Consider the following 20,965-nt stretch of genomic DNA (forward strand, 5'->3'; position numbering starts at 1 on the left):
ATTGTTTATACGCCCTTTATTTCACATTTTGGTACAGGATGCAAGGGCTTATTGAGAATGGTGCAAGATCTCAGTTAAAACCGACTGCAAGTCTAAATTCAACTTGATGTTTAGTTTCGCATTTCACGTTAATCAACCTCCTCAGTCCTCTTGCAGAGGACTTGCGCTATGAGACAGGGATTTCAATCCCTGTCGGACTCGCCGTCAAACGAGTTAGACCCCTTAAAGCCGTCAAGCGAAGGACGGGGTTTTAGACCCATTTTCTGGATAAATTAAATGCACGATCGCTTAACTAATACAAATTAAACTTAAATTAAATAAAAATAATGGTTCAAAGCCCGGCTAAACCTTTGAATCTCGATGAATTTCTCCAACTGTCGGAAACCAAACCCGCCAGCGAATTCATCGATGGTCAAATTATCCAAAAACCTATGCCCCAAGGAAAACACAGCACAATTCAAAGCGATTTGGGTGCTGACATTAACCGGATACTCAAACCCCAACGCATCGCCCGCGCCTATCCAGAATTGCGCTGTACCTTTGGAGGTCGATCGACTCGATCTTGCAGTCTTTACCTGGGAACGCATTGCCCGCGATGAAAACGGCGAAGTAGCCAACACTTTCGCCATCGCCCCCGACTGCACAATCGAAATTCTTTCCCCCGACCAAAGTCAAACTAAAGTCGTCCGCAACATTCTCCACAGTCTCGGCCACGGAACCCAGATGGGCTGGTTGATTGACCCGGAAGAAGAACTGGTATTTGTCTATTTTGCCGATCGCACCATAGCAGTTTTTGAAGAACCGGGCGATCGCATCCCCGTTCCCCCGTTTGCCGAATCCTTTAATCTCACCGTCGGTGAAATGTTCAGTTGGCTGACTGAGTAGCGCCACCTCGGTTTATGAATGATTTAACCGCAGAGGGCGCAGAGGGCGCAGAGGAAGAGAAGAGAGAGATCTCTACGGATTTGCTTCGAGCGAATGTGCGGTCGATCGCTTATACTAAAATATCTGGTTGTCAGCTCTTCAATGACGAGAGATGACTAAAGTTGTCACTACAAAATTAATTATGATTATTTAACCGGACTTGATATCATCTTTCAAATAACCGCTAACTACTAACAACTAACTACATAAAACGTTTCTCAAAAATGGAAGCTAAATCTTACAAAGACACGGTAAACCTGCCCAAAACCAAGTTTGATATGCGCGCCAACGCCGTCAAACGGGAACCAGAATTGCAACAATTTTGGGCAGATCAAGAAATCTACGATCGCCTTTCGGAAAATAACCCAGGCGATTTGTTCATCCTCCACGACGGCCCACCCTACGCCAACGGACAACTCCACATCGGCCACGCCCTCAACAAAATCCTCAAAGACTTTATCAACCGCTACCAAATGCTGCGCGGCAAAAAAGTCCGGTACGTTCCCGGTTGGGATTGTCACGGATTGCCGATCGAACTTAAAGTATTGCAGAACATGAAATCGGAGGAGCGGCTAAATCTTACGCCGATCGAACTCCGCCGCAAAGCCTCCGCCTTCGCGCAGCAAACAATGGAACAGCAGCGCGAATCCTTCCAGCGCTACGGCGTTTGGGGCGACTGGGAACACCCGTATTTAACTCTGAAACCCGAATACGAAGCCGCTCAAATCGGCGTTTTCGGTCAAATGGTGCTCAAAGGCTACATCTACCGCGGCTTCAAACCTGTTCACTGGAGCCCGAGCTCGAAAACAGCCCTCGCCGAAGCGGAATTGGAATATCCCGAAGGCCACACGTCGCGCAGCATCTACGTCGGCTTTCATGTGAGAAAATTGTCAAAATCTTTGCAGTCGAAGCTCAAACGCTATATGCCGAGCCTCTGGGCAGCGATTTGGACGACTACTCCCTGGACAATTCCGGCAAACTTGGCGATCGCAGTTAATCCCGAACTGACTTATGCGGTGGTGGAACCGCCGGCAAATTCCCACATCGCACAACAATTTATGTTAGTAGCTGTCGATGCGGTCGATCGGCTGTCGGCAACTTTTAACACTGAATTAAAAATACTTGCTACCTTCAAAGGCAAAGAATTAGAAGGTTGCAGCTACAAACACCCCCTGTTCGATCGCGAAAGTCCAATTGTTGCCGGCGGTGACTACATTACCGCTGATTCTGGTACGGGATTGGTGCACACCGCACCCGGCCACGGACAAGAAGACTTTATCGTCGGAAAACGCTGCGGTTTGCCAGTTTTAACCCCCGTAGATGAGAACGGAAATTTTACCGCAGAAGCAGGACAGTTCGCAGGTTTAAATGTCCTCGGAAATGGCAATGCCGCAGTGATTGATGCCCTTGCCGAAGCAAATTGTTTGATTAAAGAGGAAAGTTACCCTCACTCTTATCCTTACGATTGGCGCACGAAAAAGCCGACCATTTTTCGGGCGACGGAACAGTGGTTTGCCTCCGTTGAAGGGTTCCGAGATGAAGCGCTAAAAGCGATCGCCGAGGTGAATTGGATTCCCGCCCAAGGGGAAAATAGAATCACGGCAATGGTTAGCGATCGATCGGATTGGTGTATTTCTCGCCAGCGGACTTGGGGCGTTCCGATTCCCGTATTCTACGACGAAGAAACCAACGAACCGCTGTTAAATGAAGAAACGATCGCCCATGTGCAAGCCCTTTTTGCCGAGAAGGGTTCCGATGCTTGGTGGGAATTGTCGATCGATGAATTGCTGCCGGAATCTTACCGCAATAACGGCCGCACTTACCGCAAGGGAACCGACACGATGGATGTGTGGTTTGACTCGGGTTCTTCCTGGGCCGCAGTTGCCCAAGGTCGATCGGAATTAAACTATCCTGCTGATATCTATTTGGAAGGTTCAGACCAACACCGCGGCTGGTTTCAATCCAGCTTGCTTACCAGCGTAGCAACTAACGGCGTTGCTCCTTACAAAACAGTTTTGACTCACGGTTTTGTACTCGATGAAAAAGGCCGGAAGATGAGCAAATCTGAAGGTAATGTCGTCGATCCAGCAGCCGTAATTAAGGAATATGGAGCCGATGTTTTGCGGTTGTGGGTGTCTTCCGTAGACTACTCGGCAGACGTGCCTTTGGGCAAAAACATTCTCAAACAGCAATCGGATGTTTACCGCAAAATTCGCAATACAGCTAAGTTTTTGCTGGGCAATTTGCACGACTTCGATCCGGCAAAAGATGCCGTTGCTTACGAGGAATTGCCGGAACTCGACCGCTATATGCTGCACAGAATGGGCGAAGTATTTGCGGAAGTTCAAGATGCTTTTGACAGCTTCCAATTTTCCCGATTCTTCCAAACTGTGCAGAATTTCTGCACGGTGGATTTGTCTAATTTTTACTTGGATATTGCCAAAGATAGACTTTACATCAGCGCGACAGATACCCGTCGCCGCCGGAGTTGTCAGACGGTGATTGCAATTGCTGTGGAGAATTTAGCAAGGGCGATCGCACCTGTGTTGTGTCACATGGCTGAGGATATTTGGCAGTACCTTCCCTATCCGACTCCTTACAAGTCAGTATTTGAAGCCGGCTGGGTGCAAATTGATGCTTCGTGGCATAATCCAGAATTGGCTACTCGCTGGCAGTATTTGCGGCAAGTGCGCGGCGAAGTTAACAAGGTTTTGGAAAAAGCCCGGATTGAAAAGGCGATCGGTTCTTCTTTGGAAGCTAAGGTTTTATTGTATGTTCCCGATGTTGAGAAAAGACAGCAATTGCAAGCTTTGAATCCCAGCAGCGAAGGATTGGTGGATTATGTGCGATCGCAAAATTCCGTCATAGAGTTAGCCGCAGAGGAGAAAGCAAAAGCAGCACAAGATAAACAGGAAGAACAAGCGGCAAAAGTTGCCAAAGTGTTGACAGAAAACACAGTTTATGTTGAGGCGGAAACGATCGCACAAAAGAGCGATCGATCTTCTGAGATAGTAGAGTATTCCGCCCCTGAACTGTCGGCTTCAGATTCGCAGCCAATCTTAGATCAAGCGGTCCAATTTGTGGCTAATTTGCCTGAATACGCGGGCAACTTTGTCACAGAATACCAAAAAGTGCTGGTCACACTGGGGCTGTTAGCCTCTGTAGTGATAACGGGTAGAGTAACGCTGGCGATTTTGGATACGATGAATCAGATTCCGCTTTTGGGAGGCTTATTAGAAGTCATCGGCATCTTATTTACAATCTGGTTTGCTTTCCGTCACTTGCTGTTTGCCGCCAACCGTCAACAACTGGCTCAAAAAATTGATTTTATGACAGCAGATGTGGTGGGCCGGACAAACACGCTTGTGCTTGCAGAAACACAGGCGATGGTACTCGCACCGCCAGTAGAGACAGCGCTTGTGCTTGTAGAAACACAGGCGATCGTACCAACAGCCCCAATAGAAACGGCGCTTGTAGAAACACTTGAAATCCCGAAAGCAGAATTAGTTGCGATCGCACCCAAACCAGAAATTCCTGCTTCCATAGCTGTAACGCACGATTCTACAATGATCGCCAACGGTGTAGACGAACTGCGGTATTTGTTCATTACTTCGGAAGTGGAACTGGTAGAATCGAATGCAATCCTGCAAGAATTGCCGTACAGTTATCAGTCTCCCGAGTTGGCGATTGGTGTAGTGAAAGCAGACGGGGAAAAATGCGATCGCTGCTGGAATTACTCGACTCACGTCAGCGAGTCGATCGAACATCCGCTAATTTGCGAACGCTGCGTTTCAGCAGTAGACGGCAAATTCTAACGTAGGGTGCGCTTCGGGAAAAATTATTGAGTTTGTGGTAGCCACATTCACCCCGAAGCGCACCCTACAATAACTTCATTTACTTATTTCTGATTAAAAAAACCGCAGACGATTTCACCAGTGTTGTTTTGTCCAAACGCCAAAACAGTTCCATCTTTCTTAACTGTAGTGCGATCGCGGCAATTGTAGACTTCTAGAGGCTTTTTCACTCCATCAACACTAAGAATTACCCTGTATTCCCAATAGTTTTTCGCACTGCGTTTGATATCGACAATGCAAATCTCGCTTCCTTGATAATTGCGGCATATAGAGGCATCAGCAGGAAGCGCGACCCAGACAAAAAATATTAATAGCAACAAGCAGCAAACACATTTCATCATCTGCTATCTATTCCACTGCATAACCCGTATACTGCCGCATAAAGGGCGGCTGAAATCCCCAAACTATATCCTCTTTGGGAACTCCGGCTATTACTAAATCTTCAGCAATATCATCTTCAGTGGCATTCCATTGAAGCCAAATTTTGCCGCCCTTGATATCAATGTGAATGCTACAGTGATGCACCCTAGTCTGCTTGTCCCAGCCAACATAGAAGATTTGGTAATGATCTCGTTCTGTATCAAGAATTGTCTCGACTTCAATGTCTCCGTGAGCAGGTTTGCGCTTGCCGTACTCCAGTAACATTTGCTGCACAATTTGTCGATATGTGATTAATTTTTCCATTACCAACTTATTTTGATAACCAACTGGCCCTATTTTTGCAAGCGACTTAGCAATTGGGCGCGCCCTCAAGTCGCCACATCATAAGATAGCTGAACCATACCAGAACTGTATGTCTGACATCCAGTTAACTGCAAAACTGTAGTATTTATGGGATTAACAAATAAAGGGATTCCCTCGCCCAAAATAACCGGGTGCACCGAGAGAATTAGCTCGTCAACAAAATTTTGATTCAGGAAATCGCGAATCAGCAGAGAACCTCCCACCAACCAAATATTCTTGCCCTCAAGCAAGCGCAAATCATTGACAAAAATCTCTAAATCTGTTGCCATTTCGACATCCGAAGTAGCTTGAAAATCTAGATTTTTCGTAAAAACATAACTCTTTTTTTCCTGGTACGGATACTCGCCAAAAGTTAGAACTTGTTCGTATGTTTTCCGACCCATGAGAACCGTATCGATGCTATTTAAGAATTTACTATAACCGTAATTTTGGTCTGTAAACAGCCAGTCAATATCGCCGTTCGATCGGGCGATATAACCGTCCAGACTAGATGCAATGAATAGTACAACTTTACGCATGGCAACACCTCGATAAATGCTATACAGATAGTTTATAATACTACAGCAGTTTTCTGGAGTCGGAGGTACCTTTTGGTAATTTGTAATTTATCGGCTGTATCTCACCTATTTGGCGATCGCCCTTGTCACTTCCAAAAACTCGCGCAAAATCGGCGAATTATCGTCTGCCCTCCATACCGCTGCCATCGGAACAGTTGGCGTAGATTCCGCAATACTTTTATAAATAACGCCCTTCCGTTGAATATTTTGAGCATTGGCCGGCAGCAAAGCAATTCCCACGCCGCCCGCGACTAAGCCGAGTATTGTCAGCATCATTGTCCCTTCTTGAATAACATTAGGAGAGAAACCAAATTGTTGGCACAAATGTTCTATTTGTTCGGACAAACCGGGTGCAAATTGACGAGACGGAAGAATAAACGATTCCTGTGCAAGTTCTTTTAAAGAAACTTGAATTTCATTAACTAACCGATGATTTTCTGGTAGTGCCGCAATCAAAGGTTCTTGCCAAATCGTCACTGAACATAAATCTGATTCTTGAACCATTGATGACATTAAATGGAAAAACCCAACATCCAAATGCCGATCGCGCAGTGCTTGCAATTGCAGCGATGTTGCTAACTCCCGCCAAGTCAGTTCCACTTTCGGAAATCGAGATCGATAAACTCGCAAAATATCAGGCAACAAACAGTTTGCCATAGAACTGTTAAAACCCACAATCAAACGCCCGATTTCTCCGCGACTGGCGCGTTTTGCGGTTTTGACAGCATTGTCCACCTGCGCGAGGGCCAAACGAGTTTCTTCTAAAAAAACCTGTCCTGCCCAAGTTAACTCAAGGGGTCGCTTGGTACGATCGAACAACTGCACCTTAATCTCGTCTTCCAGCGCCCGAATTTGCTGGCTGAGAGGAGGTTGCGCCATGTGTAAACGCTCCGCAGCCCGACTGAAGTTCAACTCTTCTGCTACTGCAATGAAATACCGCAAATGTCGAAGTTCCATTAATTAGCTACTACTATATCTTTTAAATATAGCTTACTACTTAATCCAATATTGGACATATACTAAGACCTTAGCTAATCTGGATAGTAAGACCTTATTAATCTCAAGTCAACAGACTTTGAGAGATATTGTTGCCGTTGGAATAGGAAGTTATTTGTTTATGAACCAAATTAAACGTGTTGCCATAGTGGGAGGAACCCACGGAAACGAACTCACAGGAATTTACCTCGTGAAGAAATTCGATCGCGCGCCAGAGTTAATTGGGCGATCGACTTTTGAAACTATCACCCTGCTAGCCAATCCCAAAGCTTGCGAAATCGGGACACGCTACATCGATATCGACCTCAACCGCTGCTTTAGAAAGCAAGATTTAGAAAATCCCCATCTCTCCAGCTATGAAGCGCAGCGGGCGAAAGAAATCTACGGCATTTTTAGCTCAAAAAACACTCATCTGCCCAACGTAATTATCGATTTGCACAGCACCACGTCCAACATGGGGCTAACATTTATTCTCGCCAGCCATCATCCATTTAACCTGCAACTAGCAGCTTATTTAACCTCTGTCTATCCCCACCTCAAGGTACTCGCTTCTACAACCAAGAATCATGATAGTCCTTTGCTGCGATCGCTTTCCGAATTAGGCGGTACGCTGGAAGTTGGTGCAGTCCCGCAAGGGGTATTAGATGCGTCTTTATTTCAGCAAACTGAGCAAGTTGTCTGCCGAATCTTAGACGGCGTAGAAGCCTACAATCAAGGCACAATGCCTGCTGCAAAGAATCCCCTGACTATTTATCACACCATTGGGGCGATCGACTATCCCAGAAACGAAAAGGGAGAAATTCAGGCAATGATTCATCCTCAGCTACAATCCAGAGATTATGAAGCCCTGAATCCCGGCGATCCGATGTTTTTGACCTTTGATGGCGAGTCTGTCTGGTATGAAGGTAAATCGACGGTATATCCAATTTTTATTAACGAGGCGGCTTACTACGAAAAAGGAATTGCCATGTGTTTGACCCAAAAGCAAATTGTTCTTAATAGTTTGTAGTGAGGAATGCAAGTCCTCGGATTTGTAAGAGGACTGAAGTCCGAACGATCGAACCTTGTTTATTTTTATGGGTGATAGTAAGGAATGTAATTTTTCGGATTGAAAAAAAACTGAAGTCCGAAGGATTGAACCTTGTTTATTGTTGGGTGTAAGGAATGCAATTAATCGGAAGTTTATGAGGACTGAAGTCCTCACTACAAAGCTTATTTATTGTTCTTGATCGGTTAAATTATGGGAGTCAGGCGACAAAAAATTCTCTTCAGGAACTGGACGAGAATCATGAAACTGCTTCCATACTTCCAAACTTAAAATGCAGGCAATCAGCCATATAAAACCAGCCATATAACCAGCAATAACATCGGTAGGCCAGTGAACTCCGAGATAAAGCCGGCTCAAACCAATAGCAGCAATTAATACAACTGTCAAGCTGTAAATCCACCAGCGCTGCTTGGGAAAACGGGAACCCAATAAATATCCCAGCAAACCGTAAACAACCATTGAAATCATGGCGTGTCCGCTAGGAAAACTGTAAAATTTCACCTCAACCGCGCGCTCCCAAAGTTGAGGTCGAGCGCGTGCAAACAGTTGTTTTAAGAGTATATTTAAACCGAGCGCCCCTGCGCCCGTAACTGCAATAGTTGTGGCTTCGGAGTTATGTTTGCGCCACCACAAGATAATACCCAAACTCACGCTCAGGGCTAGCAGCAAATTTGGCTCCCCCAAAAATGTAAAGGCGAGCATGATGCGATCGCGCAGCGGAGTGTGAAGGCTCCTAAGATATAGTAAAATAGATTTATCGAAAGCGTAGGTTTCCTTTTCCAAAACCTCTTGGGCAAGGGTGGCAAATCCCCACATCGCCAAAGCAGCAACAGCAAGCCCGGACAGCCGAATGATCGAAATGAGCGATCGAATTTTAGAGCGCATTCTTGAAGTAATTAAAATTTTAAAAGTTCAAACTCAAAATAATATAACAAATATAGGAAACGAAAAAGCCTTACCAATCGTCTAGATTCTTGCTCCCCTCTATTCTGAATCATTAATTGATTTTTCACTACCCACCTCAGCTTTTACATCTAACCAGCGAATGACTATACTATCAAAAAAATACATTTCTGCAATTTTGTTGGTCTTGGGGTTGACAAGTCTTTCTAGTTGTGATAGTGAGAGCGGAGTAAGTGCGCCGATCGCCGAAGCCCACACGATCGCCCAGCGTCTCGTTTCGACCGCAGTCGCCCAAAAGCCGAACAACCCGCAATTCGGTCAACCGATAGACTGTACCCTAGGCAAAGACTGTTTTGTATTGCTGTATTTCGATCGAGAACCCGGCCCCACCGCCCTCGATTTTGGCTGTGGGCGCCAAACCTACGACGGGCACGACGGCACAGACTTTGCCATTCCCGACGCCAAAGCAATGGCAAAAGGAGTTCCAGTTATTGCCTCCGCTGCAGGCAAAGTTTTGCGATCGCGAGATGGTGTGGTCGATCGGCGTTTACAAAACGATACAGACAAAGCCAGCATCGCAGGCACAGAATGCGGCAACGGCATGGTAATCGACCACGGCGGTGGTTGGGAAGCCCAATACTGCCACCTCCGCAAAGGCAGCGTTGCCGTCAAACCGGGTACGCAGGTACAAAAAGGCACAGTTTTGGGCATGGTGGGAAACTCTGGGATGGCCTCTTTCCCCCACGTACACGTAACTTTTCGCTATCAAGGCAAACCCGTAGATCCGTTTGTCGGGCCAGACGCGAAGGTAGGCTGCAACACCGCCCGCAATCCAATTTGGGACAAGCCGATCAACTATATTTCCACAGGTTTAATCCGGGCTGGTTTTGCCAATAAGCCACCCGATATTAACGCTGTCTGGGAAGGACAATTTTCCGAGACTCAACTCCCTGCAAACAGTCCAGCTTTGTTGTTTTGGGTGCAAAGTTACGGAGTGCTCAAGGGCGATCGCGAACAATACAAATTATTTGCACCCAACGGCACAAACATTGCCGATCAGACCAATGAAATTAAAGCCCCCAGCCGCACTTGGTTGGGTTATGTCGGCAAAAGAAACAGTACGAATTCTCCTCTGACTCCCGGAGTTTGGCGGGCCGAATATAGGTTGACGCGGGGCGATCGAGTTTTAGCAGAAGTCAAGCGAGAAGTTGAGTTGCGGTAGTGGATAAGTTCTACCATAGACGAGCAATTGCATAAATCTTTCATTGATACACAAACCGCAGATGTAAGGCAGATAAACACAGATAAACGCAGATGTATTCAAGGTAGGAAATCGAGACGTTTAAGTGAGTCCCGGTTAATTTAAACTCTTGTGGGGTGGGCACGCGAGCCCGCCCTAAAAATCAAAACTCAATACACAAAACCTTAAGAATGTCATACAGTCAATTCACCAACCTAGAAATGATTGAAACCAACTTTGGCATTACCATTGCTGACAAAGTTGGTATTTTTGCCAATTTACCCGAATCCGAGTATAGCGACCTTCTCAGTCAAACTCTGCAAGAAAATATTTCTTTGGCTTTAGCAATTAATACTGAAAAAGCTCGCTCCGAATTAATTGTTACACCTATTTTAGTTGAAGTTAGAAAGCAGTTTAAGTATCAAATTAGCTTTTTCTCGGGAAAAGAGTTTAATGTAGATTTAGAAAAAGGATTAACTGGTTTCTGTGACTTTCTGATTAGTCGTTCTCCCGAACAACTGCTAATAAAAGCCCCGGTTGTCGCCTTGGTTGAAGCTAAAAATGATAATATCCAAGCTGGACTTCCACAATGTATGGCAGAAATGATTGCCGCTCAAATATTTAATGAAAGAAGAAACAATAATATTTCCGAAATATATGGGGTGGTCACAACAGGGACAAATTGGAAATTTTTACGACTTAGCAATCAAATTATGGAAGTCGATCTAAATGATTATTTCATTGATAATATTAGTCAAATTATTGGCATTTTAAAATATTTAATAAATGCGGCGAACATCTGAAACTCAAGCTATCTTGAAACGCATCTGCGTTTATCTGCGTTTATCTGGGGTTTCCCGATCGCAGATTTATGCAATAAGTCTATAATTTTTACACGATCGCAAATTCTACCGGACAATATAGCTGTCATCAGCTTATTGTCGTCAGCTCGATCACGTTGGGAAGAATGCTTTGGATGTTGACAATTTAGGGCAAATTGTTCCAAGCTTGAGCCACAATGTCGCTCAGCCATAGCCTCTGAGCAAAATCGAGCAGATTGTCGTCCGCGAGTACCTCAGCCTTCAATTCATCCAAAGACTGAGATCGCGATCGAGCTATTTGAATCACACCCGCGATCGCCGACGCCACCAATTCTTCATTCAGTGGCTGCTGTCGCAAAGCAATCATTTCTTGAGGATTCGTAGGAATGGGATAATTCATAAAAGTGCATACCGAAAGGAGTAGATGTTCAGCCACTGCGGGCCAACCGAGAGCAAGAGCGATCAAAAACCTAAAAATCTGAGAACATTGTAAACTTATTTAAAACTAGATAAGTATTCGGGAGTATAGCCTACTTTGCTCCCTTGTCAACTCCCCCATCTTTATTAATTTATTCAGAATTGACACCGTAATCATGCAAGAAATTCTTTATCTAGAAGTCCCCACACCAGATACAGCAGCCGTCTGCACTTGGTTGCAGCACGAATTCGATCCCGGAATCGGAGAAAAAATTATTACTCCTGACGGTTTTCGCCTGCTTTCAAACGTAACAGCAGCCGAGGTTATGTTGTCGGGCACTCAAAATGCCAATCCCAAACCCTCCTTCGCTGACAGCAATTCAGGAAACCAAAATTGGCGATCGACAGAACTTTCCACCTTTGTCTGGTCACTGCAGCGCACCACTTATTTAAAAGTCTTTCGTCTAGAAGAGGCGCCTGCGGGAGAAAAAAAGTTCCTGGAAGCTCTGAATCTTGCTGTGAGAAACAAGTTTCCCGATCGCTACCCCGAGCCCCCTGTCATAGACCTCTCCAAACAGTCAATTTTTGACGCTCTTGCCCCCTATTACCCCCTGACCGTCAAATACTTCCAAAAAATGCCTGAAGGCGAATACGACCTCAAGCGCGTCTACTGGTGGGAGCAACGTTGGCGCGAAGGCACTCGCAATCCTCAAAAGCCAAAACAAGTAGTGTTTTTGAAGGAAGAGGGAACAGGGAAGAAGGAAGGAGGAAGAGGGAAGAAGGAAGAGGGAACAGGGAAGAGGGGAGAAGGTACAATTTCGGTGTCTGATTCTGGCGATACTTTTTACGATTTAATTTATATTGGCGGGGCCTTGGGAGTGATTCACGCCGCAGTCATGGCGAGATTAGGCTACCGGGTGCTGCTAGTTGAACGAATGCCTTTCGGGCGGATGAATCGCGAGTGGAATATTTCGCGGGATGAAATTCAAAGCTTAATTGATTTGGGTTTATTTACTGCTGCAGAAATCGAAACTTTGATTGCCAGAGAATACAAAGATGGCTACAACAAGTTTTTTGATGCTAACAATCCGCCCGTTGCTAAAGCGCCAGTTCTGCACACACCGAAGGTACTAAATGTAGCTTTGGACGGGGAGAAATTGCTGTATTTAGCAGGAGTTAAGCTAACAGTAGCTGGTGGGGAAATCTGGGACGAAACTGAGTTTATCCGAGCGGATGTTGAAGCAGAAAAAGTAGTATTTCAAGGCCACCACTTGCCGACCAAAGCCGATCGCACTGCATTAGGACGGCTGCTGGTGGATGCAATGGGTTCGGCTTCTCCCATCGCTTGGCAATTGAACGAAGGGCGGGCTTTTGACAGCGTTTGTCCGACGGTGGGAGCAGTCATCGACGCAGGATTTGAGCCGGGAGTGTGGGATTCCGAGTACGGGGATGTGCTTTACACTCACGGGGACATTTCTCGCGGACGCCAGCTCATTTGGGAGTTGTTTCCCGGCGCCGGCACAGAACTGACAGTTTATCTATTTCACTACCACCAAGTACATCCAGAGAATCCCGGTTCTTTGCTGGAAATGTACGAGGATTTTTTCGCAATTTTACCAGAATACCGCCGCTGCGATGTCGATAAATTGGTGTGGAAAAAACCGACCTTTGGTTATATTCCCGGGCATTTTAGCAGCAACAGCAGCGATCGCTCCGTGGCGATCGATCGCCTAATCTCGATCGGCGACGCAGCATCCTTGCAATCTCCCCTCGTTTTCACCGGCTTCGGCTCTCTTATCCGCAATCTTTTTCGCTTAACAGACCTTTTGGATACAGCATTAAAGCACAATTTGTTGACGGCAAATCACTTAAACCAAATTCGCGCCTACCAGAGCAATGTTTCCGTGACTTGGCTATTTTCTAAAGGCATGATGGTTCCTACCGGCAGCAGTTTGCCACCCCAAAGAATTAATTCAATTCTCAATACCTTTTTCGGTATTTTGGCAGGACAAAAACTCACCGTAGCCGAAACTTTTATTAAAGACAGAACCGACTGGCTAACTTTCAATCGACTGGCGATCGAAGCAGCCGGAAAAAACCCTTCTCTCCTCTTGTGGATTTTAGATTTTGTCACCTTGGGAGATATTTGGCGCTGGCTGGGAAGTTACTTGAGTTTTACTCTGCTGGCTTTGGCTAGTTGGCTGTTCGGATGGCTTCCCAGCTTCGCCCGCAGAGTACAGCCTTGGTTGGAGCCCCGGTATCCGGCTGTTTGGCTGTGGCTGTTGGCTACCAGCTATGCTCTCACCTACGGGATGGGAAAAGGGAGAAAAGAGTGTTGAGTTTTGAGTTAAAACTCAACACTAGCAACTTCCGTTCACTATCGAAAACTCGGCAATTCAATTTCAGCTAGCGATCGACGTTTTTTAGAAGCCCGCAGCGGACTGGCAATCAAGCTCAGCCAGTCGGGTTGGGCAACTGCTGTAGCTTTTGCCACACTCGATCGCACTTCTTGAATGCCAAAGGTTTCAACTGAATTCAAAATTTGAAAAGCCCTGGCCAATTCTTGGGTGTCTACTTTGGTAGCAGCAGTTTCGGGTTCCGACTCCGCCACCGGCAGTTCAGGTTCCGCAACCGCAGGGGCCGAGTCAGGTGCCGGCTCATGAGGCTGGTAGGTTTCGGTCTCCTGTAATTGAATGGCGGATACTTGGGCTAATTTGTTGAGTTCTAGAGGGGCTGGGGATTCAGGCTCGATCGCCTCGACAACAGCGGCTACCTCTGGATGCTCTTCGGTTTCCGACCAAGGTTGGACAGGGGAAGCGTTAAAGGCTGGCGGCAGCGGAACTTGAGAGCTTTTGACCGCCGCGAGCAATGATTCTAATTGCGCGCTGGCGCTATCCTCTGCATTGTCAGGCGACTCGATCCTCGGTGACTTTACCTGTGGCCTGTCCAAACTTCTTTCCAAGGCAGCTTTGAATTGCAGGGTGTGGCGCTGCTGCCGGTGCAAGCGAGCTCGCAATTCCCTGCAAATATTTTCTGTGGCGACTAACTGGTGCAACTGTTCGTTGTAGCGCTGCACAGTAGACGCACATTCTCGCTCAACAGTCGCTAGCCTGACTTGGCTGGTTGCCAACTGACTTCTTAAATTTTCGACTAAAATTTCTTGACTTTGGAGGGTTTGATGGGAAACTTCCACTTTGCCAAACAGCCGCGTCAATTGTTCTTGAGTATTTTCGAGTTCTGCAGTCCGCTGTTCTAGCAAAGTTTCGCGATTCTGCAAGGTGTTTTGGGACTCTTCGAGAGCTGTTTCTAGCTGCGCGATGCGCTGCAAAAGGTCGCGGTTGCATTCGTGCAGCGCTTGCATGAGGGTGACTGGGGTTGATCCTTTGCCCTTAGCCTGTTCGGCATTCCCAAGCATATTTTTTAGATTCTCTGAAATCGGGGGCGATCCCACCTCAGTCGGCTGTGTCGGAGATTGCGAATTTTTTGTTTCAGGTTTTGTGGGAATTGCATCTACACTGATGGCGTTGGGAAAATCTACTGTTTGCCAGTCTTCTTCTGGCTGTTGGGGAACGGTTGCAGGAGTGTCTGTCGCATCGGAGGCGATCGGCTCAAAACCCCCAGCAGCAGCAAAATTTGATTGCAATGGTTCGGTATCGGATGGAACAGCAGGGTGCGGTTGGTGCTGATGGGCTCGAAGATCAGCTTCTGACATGGCTTTTTATCCCAATACTCACAGTGTCTCAGATACAGTCTATCCTTAGATATTCTCCCGAAGGAAGCCCCTAAGTAATAGTTGTTGTCATTTTTTCTGTTTTTTCGGACAATAGCCTCTGAATCGAGTCGCGCGATCGAACTACAAGCCAAACTCAAATTAAGGCGTAAGGTTCGCGCACCAGCACTCAGAAGACTTGAGTTTTTGGCCGCCAGTCCGATCGGAATAATTTTTCCCGATGTCTAGCGCACTGTATTCAGCAGCGATTCGATCGCCTAAGCTTTAACAACTGCAAAATGTTTGTCAATGATTGCTGGAACTTCTGCCGGTGCAATGCGGCTGTAGCGAGTTTTGTCCGGCATCACAACTATAACTGGGCCCGCTTTGCACTGTTTGAGACATCCGGTTCCCTGAACTGTAACTTGGTCTTCTAAACCGCGCGAATTCAAAGCATTTTCTAAAGCTTTACAGACTCCTCCAGCGCCCCGCTTCTGGCAGTCTGATTTTTGACATATTAATATTTTGGTTTGGGTTTTTGCCGGAGATTTTACAGTTTGAGCTGCTGTGGAAGAGGAGAATTCGCTTTTGCCGATCGCGCGATCGTCGGATGTCCCTACCGCAACAGACCCATTGGTGGAGTCGAGCAGTTCTGGCGATCGATCGTTTTGACCTTGAGCCAGCTTAAGGCTGCGAGCTTTAAGTTTTATTTTACCGTTTTTTAAATTGAGTTCTTTCTCACCTACAACTTGAACTTTCAACCCGGGCGTCAAAACAGGTAACAGAAATGACCGCAATTCCTTGGAAAGTTTAACAAGAAATTCTACTCCGCGAGCATTGCTAATTCGCAAATATTTAAGTTTGCAGCCATCTTCAATAATCAGGCCGAGGATTTCTCCCTCTAAACTGAATTCGGAAACTTGCTTGCCAGATTTATACATTGTTATGACTCCTTTAAATCGGTTACATCCGTTACATCTTGTACACTGCTCGTGGCCAAACTTCCTTCTAGCTTGAGCTCATTTGCCAGCAGCACTCCAGCCACTGCACCTGTTCTGCCCTAGAAGCGCTGACTTGTTTCAACACGCTGATTAGCTGAGCAGCTTGCTTAATAGTGTTGATTTTTGCCCGCAAAGGTTGGTCAACGGCACACCAGCAGGGAATTTCTAGTTCTTGCAAGCGTTTGTAAACTTGCCACCTATCTAGCCAACTAACTTGCACAATGTCACAAACTTCTAATTCTGCATCTGCTGGATTCATTTTTTGACAACAGTAATAATTTGCATTAATTTTTTCCCTGACTGGTAGCGGGTAGAAGTTAAAAGCCAGATTGCAGCAGAACATCAAAGATGATCGACAGCCCTTCCTGAAAAATTCTGCCTTTTGCCTTCTGCCTTCTGCCTTCCGAAGGTGCGCCCCACTTTCAGGAAGTGTTCAGAACGAGAATCTTTTTTAAGCATAACCCAACTGCTAATTATTCTCAATAGGTTTACAAAAAAAAATTCTTACTCTATAAAATCTTCCACTATCGAGGCAGACGCTGCTTGACGGGTAAATCTAGGGTGCTAAACTGACTCTATTGGCAACAAAACTGCCTATTGAGAGGAGAACACCCATGGCCCAGACTCAGAGTGCATTGAGACCATTTGGCCACATAGCCGAAAACCCTGTTCTACTTGAACATTCAGTCACAGCACCGATTTGTGAAGGGATGAACGCGCTGCTGGCCAGTTTTCAGGCTTTATACCTGCAATATCAAAAACATCATTTTGTGGTGGAAGGGGCAGAATTCTACTCCTTGCACCAATTCTTTCAAGAAAGCTACGCAGAAGCTCAAGATAGCGTCCACGAGTTGGGCGAACGGTTAAACGGGTTGGGCGGCATACCGGCAGCGGGTTTTAGCAAGTTAGCCGAACTGTGCTGTTTCGAGCCGGAACCAGACGGCGTGTATTCTTGCCGCCAAATGCTGGAACACGATTTAATTGCCGAGCAAGCTATCCTCGGTTTGCTGCGGCGTCAAGCAGGACAAGCAGAAAGTTTGGGCGATCGAGCTACGCGCTACCTCTACGAAAAAATCCTGCTAAAAACAGAAGAGCGAGCTTATCACATTTCCCACTTCCTCGCCCCCGATACCTTAGTGCAGTTGAACTTGAACTAACAATTCTTCTTTTTTCTCTTCCTTCGCGCCCTTAGCGCCTTCGCGGTTTGTTACCTTAGCTAAAAAAAAAGCGAGCAGTTTTGTGACTGCCCGCTTTTTTATACAAAGTACGCTTAGCCGCAGGGAATTTTAAGGCGCTAAAGCATTGCCACGCAACAAGCTACCAATGGTTTTGGCGGTAATCTTCATCTGGATGAAGGGATTAGCGGGTACTACAGTCTTATACAAATAGCTATCGAATGTGAGTTTCTGCACGTCGCGATCGGCACACATTTCCACAAAAGCTTCGCGAGTAGCGTCGGAACGATAGAACACGCGCTGCAAAATGTCGAGAACTTTGTAAGTAATGCCGTAGGCTTTATCCCACCGCTTCAGGTAAAGCTTAATTTCCTCTTCAGTCGGAATGCGCGCGCCTTTATTGGAAATCTCCACAATAGTTTCGGCGCACATCCGGCCAGACTTGGCAGCAAAGTAGATTCCCTCGCCGGAAGACTTGGTAACATAACCTGCGGCGTCGCCTACGAGAGCAACTCGGCCGACAACCCGGCGGGGACGCGGATGTTCGGGGATGGGGTGAGCTTCCACTTTAATAATCTCACCGCCCATCAGTTTTTTGGCAGCGCGGGCGCGGACTCCTGCTTGCAGCTTTTTGATACTGGCTTGATTGACTTTCATCGTGCCAGTACCGACGGCTACGTGGTCGTATTTGGGGAACACCCAAGCGTAGAAATCGGTAGATACGTCGTCGCCGACGTACATTTCGGCTAAGTCTTGGTAGTAAGCCATTTTATCTTCCGGCAGGCGGATGCGTTCTTGGAAGGCGATCGCATAATTGTAGTCGCCAGCGTCGATCGCCTTTGCTACGCGGGAGTTAGCGCCGTCGGCCCCAATCACCAAATCCACTTTCAGAGTTTTCTGAGTTCCCACAGCGGTGCCGTTGGAGTGGTCGGCATAGTGGAGTGTGTAGGGGTCAGTATTGTTGGCGGGAATCTCTAATGTGTGAACGGTGCCGTTAATCAGTTTCGCACCCAACGAAGCCGCCCGATCGCGCATGAAGCCATCGAGCACTTCCCGCCGGCACATACCGATGTATTCGTGTGCGTTTTCAATATTGATGTCCACCTCGACGTTGGAGGGGGAGATCATTTTCATTTTTCTGACTTGGCGGTCAATAATACTTTGCGGCAAGTCAAATTCGCTGACCATGCACAGGGGAATCGCCCCACCGCAGGGTTTGGCGTTGTCTAATTTACGCTCGAATAGGTATGTTTCGATGCCTGCTTTTACCAATGTTTCGGCGGCGGAAGAACCCGCAGGGCCTGAACCTACTACTGCAACCCTTAGTGTCAAAGCTTTTCTCTCCAGTTTTTTACTATAGGCATTACTCAGGTGTGATGGTATCACGGAGTTTGGATGCAGTGGCGTGAAGCAGGGGAGATTTCAATGAAATGAAACAGAGCTTAACAGTTCGATACGAAAATAGGCATCGCGCGAGGGATGGGGCGCGGGAATTGTTGAGCTGTTGGTTGTAGTTTTTAGCAGGAAGGAAATATCTAACGTATGGGAAACCAATGCAAACGCCTATTTTTGATGCAGCCCTCCGACAATTAGCTGTAGCTTCTATTAGCGGATACCAGAAACACATCTCCCCGAGAAAAGGGTTCTCTTGCGCTCACCGAGTGCTGTACGGGGGGGAGTCTTGCTCGCAGTATATCAAGGGCGCGATCGCCAAATTCGGCTTGTTTGGGGCGATCAAAGCATCGCGCCGCCGATTTGCGGCTTGCAAGCGCGCGAATCAAATCTTGAAAGCCCGGTTTAGCAGTGAATCGGGCAGTGACGACCCCAATTTCGAGGGTAACGATGAACCAAAATCCGATCGACCAAAATCTCAGGGGGGAACTCCTCGCAGAAGCTCTCAGGGTGAAAATTACTGTATTGAAGGGCTAGATTGTGGAATCTCGGAATGTTTTTCCGGGATCGATTGTAGTGGCGCGGATTGTTCTGGACTCGATTGTAGTGGCGCGGATTGTTCTGGACTCGATTGTAGCGGTGCGGATTGTTCGGGGCTCGATTGTAGCGGCGCGGATTGTTCGGGGCTCGATTGTAGCGGCGCGGATTGTTCGGGGCTCGATTGTGGCTGCGCGGATTGTGGCAGTTGTTTCTAGTTTTACTCCCCAACCGCTCTCCAAATAGGTAAATTTTTTTTTACTAAATGTAGGGGAATTTTCAGAGGGTGCGATCGCGATTGTCGATCGAACGCGGTGCAATAAGTTACATTTAAGTTACGTAAAGTTCCTATATAAAATTTCAAATTGCTATGCTCGGTAATTTTCAACAAAGCAACCTGCGGATTGAGCTTGAAGCTTCCGAAACAGCGATTAGAGACAGCTTGTTGCGTCCAACTCAATTGCAGCAGTGGCTGTGGCCGCAGCAGTTGTCTAGCGGTTTGCCGGAAGAATTTGCTCAAGGTTTGACCTTTACAAGTTGGCTGGGCCCCGTGGCAGTTCAGCATCACGTTGATATTGCTGAGCACAATTGTCTGCGGCTGTTATTGAGTCAGGGAATTGACGGATTTCACGAGTGGTATTGGGGCGATGGTTGGGTGCAGTCTCGGTTGGAGGGAGTGTCGCTGCTGCCGCTGAATTTGGGGCAAACCGCTAGTTTACTCCGGCTGCGGGAGTTTGTAGCCCGCAAGGGGAAGTAGATAAATGACTCTCCAAAATCATGAGAACAAAGTCGGGTAGTCCTGCATAGCAACCAAAAATCCTAAACACTTTTAGGGGTAAAGAAGCGTTGTAATGATGGATAAAATACCAGAAAGCCCCCACATGATTGGATATCTTTATAGATAGATGAGAACAAAGTCTTTCTTACCAACCGAGATATCCTTTGCTGAAGGGTGTTATTGAATCTTTCGATATCAGAAGTTTTGCCAGTATCTTTCTCCAGAGATTTGTGTCGCTGGGGAAAGATTTTTTTTAGACCCTGCCCAAAAATCTGTATAATAGACGGCACATTGTCTGTCAACTACTGAGAGGGAATCCCAAAAACCTTTAGCACCCATCTCAACTCAACTTCGTATATACACCCCTAGAATTTCTTTGCTTAAGGCATCAATTGGCCGCTCTTTCCACTGCTTGTTCCCCTTATTGCCTAAAAACGATTACATTTCATCACGTTGGATCGTTAGCTTGCCTTGGTTTTTTGACTTTCCTTGAACTTTCCGGGGGACTGATGCTAATTGTTGAAAAACACATAGTATTGGAATCAGCGGGGGGACACCCTCGTGACTTTGACAATCGCAACTCAAGATATTTTTTCTAATAAAAGCTGATCTCTCAATTTTTTTGTTTCTTCTGAAATCCTTTGATGTCTCGGGTTTTAAACAAACTGCCTGTGACAATATATACATTTAAAGTTTTGCTGAGCGCTGGGGGTGGGACAATTTTTAACGATGTTTGGATAACCGAAACGGTGACAATTCATGGAGTTGAGAATTAACAAGGCTTAGGTACATCGCATGATAACTCCTTACCCTTACTCTGCCAGACTACCTGAAAGCCACTTCGCTGCCGAAAAACTAAGAGTGTGTTA

Annotated in this window: 18 protein-coding genes and 2 pseudogenes; 9 read left to right on the forward strand and 11 right to left on the reverse strand. The window is 46.5% G+C overall.

Annotation, left to right across the window (positions count from 1 at the left end):
* Positions 1-326: 326 nt before the first annotated feature.
* Both QT994_RS20130 and ileS read left to right on the forward strand, forming a co-directional pair.
* Positions 327-885: pseudogene (locus QT994_RS20130) on the forward strand (Uma2 family endonuclease).
* Between the two features lie 263 nt (positions 886-1,148).
* Positions 1,149-4,739, forward strand: coding sequence for an isoleucine--tRNA ligase (ileS, locus tag QT994_RS20135; protein ID WP_333177484.1), 3,591 nt, complete (start codon positions 1,149-1,151; stop codon positions 4,737-4,739).
* A gap of 83 nt (positions 4,740-4,822) precedes the next feature.
* Here the strand turns inward: ileS and QT994_RS20140 are convergent, their stop codons facing one another.
* The 4 genes from QT994_RS20140 to QT994_RS20155 form a co-directional block, all read right to left on the reverse strand.
* Positions 4,823-5,119 carry a hypothetical protein gene (locus QT994_RS20140; RefSeq protein ID WP_333177487.1) on the reverse strand — a complete coding sequence of 99 codons (297 nt, stop codon included), beginning with the start codon at positions 5,117-5,119 and terminating at the stop codon, positions 4,823-4,825.
* A 7-nt stretch (positions 5,120-5,126) separates the two neighbouring features.
* Positions 5,127-5,462 carry a XisI protein gene (locus tag QT994_RS20145; RefSeq protein WP_333177490.1) on the reverse strand — a complete coding sequence of 112 codons (336 nt, stop codon included), beginning with the start codon at positions 5,460-5,462 and terminating at the stop codon, positions 5,127-5,129.
* A gap of 65 nt (positions 5,463-5,527) precedes the next feature.
* Positions 5,528-6,040, reverse strand: coding sequence for a dihydrofolate reductase family protein (locus QT994_RS20150; protein ID WP_333177492.1), 513 nt, complete (start codon positions 6,038-6,040; stop codon positions 5,528-5,530).
* A 105-nt stretch (positions 6,041-6,145) separates the two neighbouring features.
* The gene (locus tag QT994_RS20155; RefSeq protein WP_333177493.1) at positions 6,146-7,036 is read right to left on the reverse strand and encodes a LysR substrate-binding domain-containing protein; all 891 of its coding nucleotides are present in this window, start codon (positions 7,034-7,036) and stop codon (positions 6,146-6,148) included.
* Between the two features lie 160 nt (positions 7,037-7,196).
* Between QT994_RS20155 and QT994_RS20160 the strand changes: the two genes are divergently transcribed.
* Positions 7,197-8,084 (forward strand): aspartoacylase, encoded by an 888-nt coding sequence (locus QT994_RS20160; protein ID WP_333177496.1) that lies wholly within the window; start codon positions 7,197-7,199, stop codon positions 8,082-8,084.
* 207 nt (positions 8,085-8,291) lie between these two features.
* Here QT994_RS20160 and QT994_RS20165 read toward each other — a convergent pair whose 3' ends face one another.
* The gene (locus tag QT994_RS20165; RefSeq protein WP_333050123.1) at positions 8,292-9,008 is read right to left on the reverse strand and encodes a phosphatase PAP2 family protein; all 717 of its coding nucleotides are present in this window, start codon (positions 9,006-9,008) and stop codon (positions 8,292-8,294) included.
* A 160-nt stretch (positions 9,009-9,168) separates the two neighbouring features.
* Here QT994_RS20165 and QT994_RS20170 point away from each other — a divergent pair, with 160 nt between their 5' ends.
* Together QT994_RS20170 and QT994_RS20175 are read left to right on the forward strand one after the other, a co-directional pair.
* Positions 9,169-10,248, forward strand: coding sequence for a M23 family metallopeptidase (locus QT994_RS20170; protein ID WP_333177499.1), 1,080 nt, complete (start codon positions 9,169-9,171; stop codon positions 10,246-10,248).
* Positions 10,249-10,457: 209 nt separating this feature from the next.
* The gene (locus QT994_RS20175) at positions 10,458-11,069 is read left to right on the forward strand and encodes a hypothetical protein (RefSeq protein ID WP_333177502.1); all 612 of its coding nucleotides are present in this window, start codon (positions 10,458-10,460) and stop codon (positions 11,067-11,069) included.
* Between the two features lie 184 nt (positions 11,070-11,253).
* Here the strand turns inward: QT994_RS20175 and QT994_RS20180 are convergent, their stop codons facing one another.
* On the reverse strand, positions 11,254-11,487 hold the full coding sequence (locus QT994_RS20180; protein ID WP_190662685.1) for a hypothetical protein: 234 nt from the start codon (positions 11,485-11,487) through the stop codon (positions 11,254-11,256).
* Positions 11,488-11,680: 193 nt separating this feature from the next.
* Between QT994_RS20180 and QT994_RS20185 the strand changes: the two genes are divergently transcribed.
* Complete coding sequence (locus tag QT994_RS20185) at positions 11,681-13,843, forward strand: flavin-dependent dehydrogenase (protein ID WP_333177505.1); 2,163 nt, start codon at positions 11,681-11,683, stop codon at positions 13,841-13,843.
* Between the two features lie 38 nt (positions 13,844-13,881).
* Here QT994_RS20185 and QT994_RS20190 read toward each other — a convergent pair whose 3' ends face one another.
* From QT994_RS20190 to QT994_RS20200, 3 genes are all read right to left on the reverse strand, one after another.
* Positions 13,882-15,216, reverse strand: coding sequence for a hypothetical protein (locus QT994_RS20190; RefSeq protein WP_333177506.1), 1,335 nt, complete (start codon positions 15,214-15,216; stop codon positions 13,882-13,884).
* Positions 15,217-15,491: 275 nt separating this feature from the next.
* Positions 15,492-16,154: a (2Fe-2S) ferredoxin domain-containing protein gene (locus tag QT994_RS20195; RefSeq protein WP_333050114.1), complete on the reverse strand. Its 663-nt coding sequence runs from the start codon at positions 16,152-16,154 to the stop codon at positions 15,492-15,494.
* A gap of 67 nt (positions 16,155-16,221) precedes the next feature.
* Positions 16,222-16,473 (reverse strand): Asr1405/Asl0597 family protein, encoded by a 252-nt coding sequence (locus QT994_RS20200; protein WP_333177510.1) that lies wholly within the window; start codon positions 16,471-16,473, stop codon positions 16,222-16,224.
* A gap of 355 nt (positions 16,474-16,828) precedes the next feature.
* Between QT994_RS20200 and QT994_RS20205 the strand changes: the two genes are divergently transcribed.
* A complete protein-coding gene (locus tag QT994_RS20205) occupies positions 16,829-17,371 on the forward strand; it encodes a Dps family protein (RefSeq protein WP_333177512.1) in 543 nt (180 codons plus the stop codon).
* 129 nt (positions 17,372-17,500) lie between these two features.
* Here the strand turns inward: QT994_RS20205 and chlP are convergent, their stop codons facing one another.
* Positions 17,501-18,721, reverse strand: a complete 1,221-nt coding sequence (gene chlP, locus QT994_RS20210; protein WP_333050110.1) for a geranylgeranyl reductase — start codon at positions 18,719-18,721, stop codon at positions 17,501-17,503.
* Positions 18,722-18,942: 221 nt separating this feature from the next.
* On the opposite strand from chlP, the gene yidD reads away from it, so the two are divergent.
* Both yidD and QT994_RS20220 read left to right on the forward strand, forming a co-directional pair.
* Positions 18,943-19,536, forward strand: coding sequence for a membrane protein insertion efficiency factor YidD (gene yidD / locus QT994_RS20215; protein ID WP_333177514.1), 594 nt, complete (start codon positions 18,943-18,945; stop codon positions 19,534-19,536).
* Positions 19,537-19,688: 152 nt separating this feature from the next.
* Positions 19,689-20,075, forward strand: coding sequence for a hypothetical protein (locus QT994_RS20220; protein WP_333177516.1), 387 nt, complete (start codon positions 19,689-19,691; stop codon positions 20,073-20,075).
* A gap of 79 nt (positions 20,076-20,154) precedes the next feature.
* Here QT994_RS20220 and QT994_RS20225 read toward each other — a convergent pair.
* Positions 20,155-20,857, reverse strand: a pseudogene (locus tag QT994_RS20225) (IS1 family transposase); the annotation flags it as partial.
* Positions 20,858-20,965 lie beyond the last annotated feature (108 nt).

This window comes from Microcoleus sp. S13_B4, from assembly GCF_036700885.1.
Classification (GTDB): domain Bacteria; phylum Cyanobacteriota; class Cyanobacteriia; order Cyanobacteriales; family Microcoleaceae; genus Microcoleus.

Coding starts and splice junctions, on each gene's coding strand:
- ileS (WP_333177484.1), top strand. CDS start 1,149: ATGGAAGCTAAATCTTACAAAGACACGGTAAACCTGCCCAAAACCAAG.
- QT994_RS20140 (WP_333177487.1), bottom strand. CDS start 5,119: ATGATGAAATGTGTTTGCTGCTTGTTGCTATTAATATTTTTTGTCTGG.
- QT994_RS20145 (WP_333177490.1), bottom strand. CDS start 5,462: ATGGAAAAATTAATCACATATCGACAAATTGTGCAGCAAATGTTACTG.
- QT994_RS20150 (WP_333177492.1), bottom strand. CDS start 6,040: ATGCGTAAAGTTGTACTATTCATTGCATCTAGTCTGGACGGTTATATC.
- QT994_RS20155 (WP_333177493.1), bottom strand. CDS start 7,036: ATGGAACTTCGACATTTGCGGTATTTCATTGCAGTAGCAGAAGAGTTG.
- QT994_RS20160 (WP_333177496.1), top strand. CDS start 7,197: ATGAACCAAATTAAACGTGTTGCCATAGTGGGAGGAACCCACGGAAAC.
- QT994_RS20165 (WP_333050123.1), bottom strand. CDS start 9,008: ATGCGCTCTAAAATTCGATCGCTCATTTCGATCATTCGGCTGTCCGGG.
- QT994_RS20170 (WP_333177499.1), top strand. CDS start 9,169: ATGACTATACTATCAAAAAAATACATTTCTGCAATTTTGTTGGTCTTG.
- QT994_RS20175 (WP_333177502.1), top strand. CDS start 10,458: ATGTCATACAGTCAATTCACCAACCTAGAAATGATTGAAACCAACTTT.
- QT994_RS20180 (WP_190662685.1), bottom strand. CDS start 11,487: ATGAATTATCCCATTCCTACGAATCCTCAAGAAATGATTGCTTTGCGA.
- QT994_RS20185 (WP_333177505.1), top strand. CDS start 11,681: ATGCAAGAAATTCTTTATCTAGAAGTCCCCACACCAGATACAGCAGCC.
- QT994_RS20190 (WP_333177506.1), bottom strand. CDS start 15,216: ATGTCAGAAGCTGATCTTCGAGCCCATCAGCACCAACCGCACCCTGCT.
- QT994_RS20195 (WP_333050114.1), bottom strand. CDS start 16,154: ATGTATAAATCTGGCAAGCAAGTTTCCGAATTCAGTTTAGAGGGAGAA.
- QT994_RS20200 (WP_333177510.1), bottom strand. CDS start 16,473: ATGAATCCAGCAGATGCAGAATTAGAAGTTTGTGACATTGTGCAAGTT.
- QT994_RS20205 (WP_333177512.1), top strand. CDS start 16,829: ATGGCCCAGACTCAGAGTGCATTGAGACCATTTGGCCACATAGCCGAA.
- yidD (WP_333177514.1), top strand. CDS start 18,943: ATGCAAACGCCTATTTTTGATGCAGCCCTCCGACAATTAGCTGTAGCT.
- QT994_RS20220 (WP_333177516.1), top strand. CDS start 19,689: ATGCTCGGTAATTTTCAACAAAGCAACCTGCGGATTGAGCTTGAAGCT.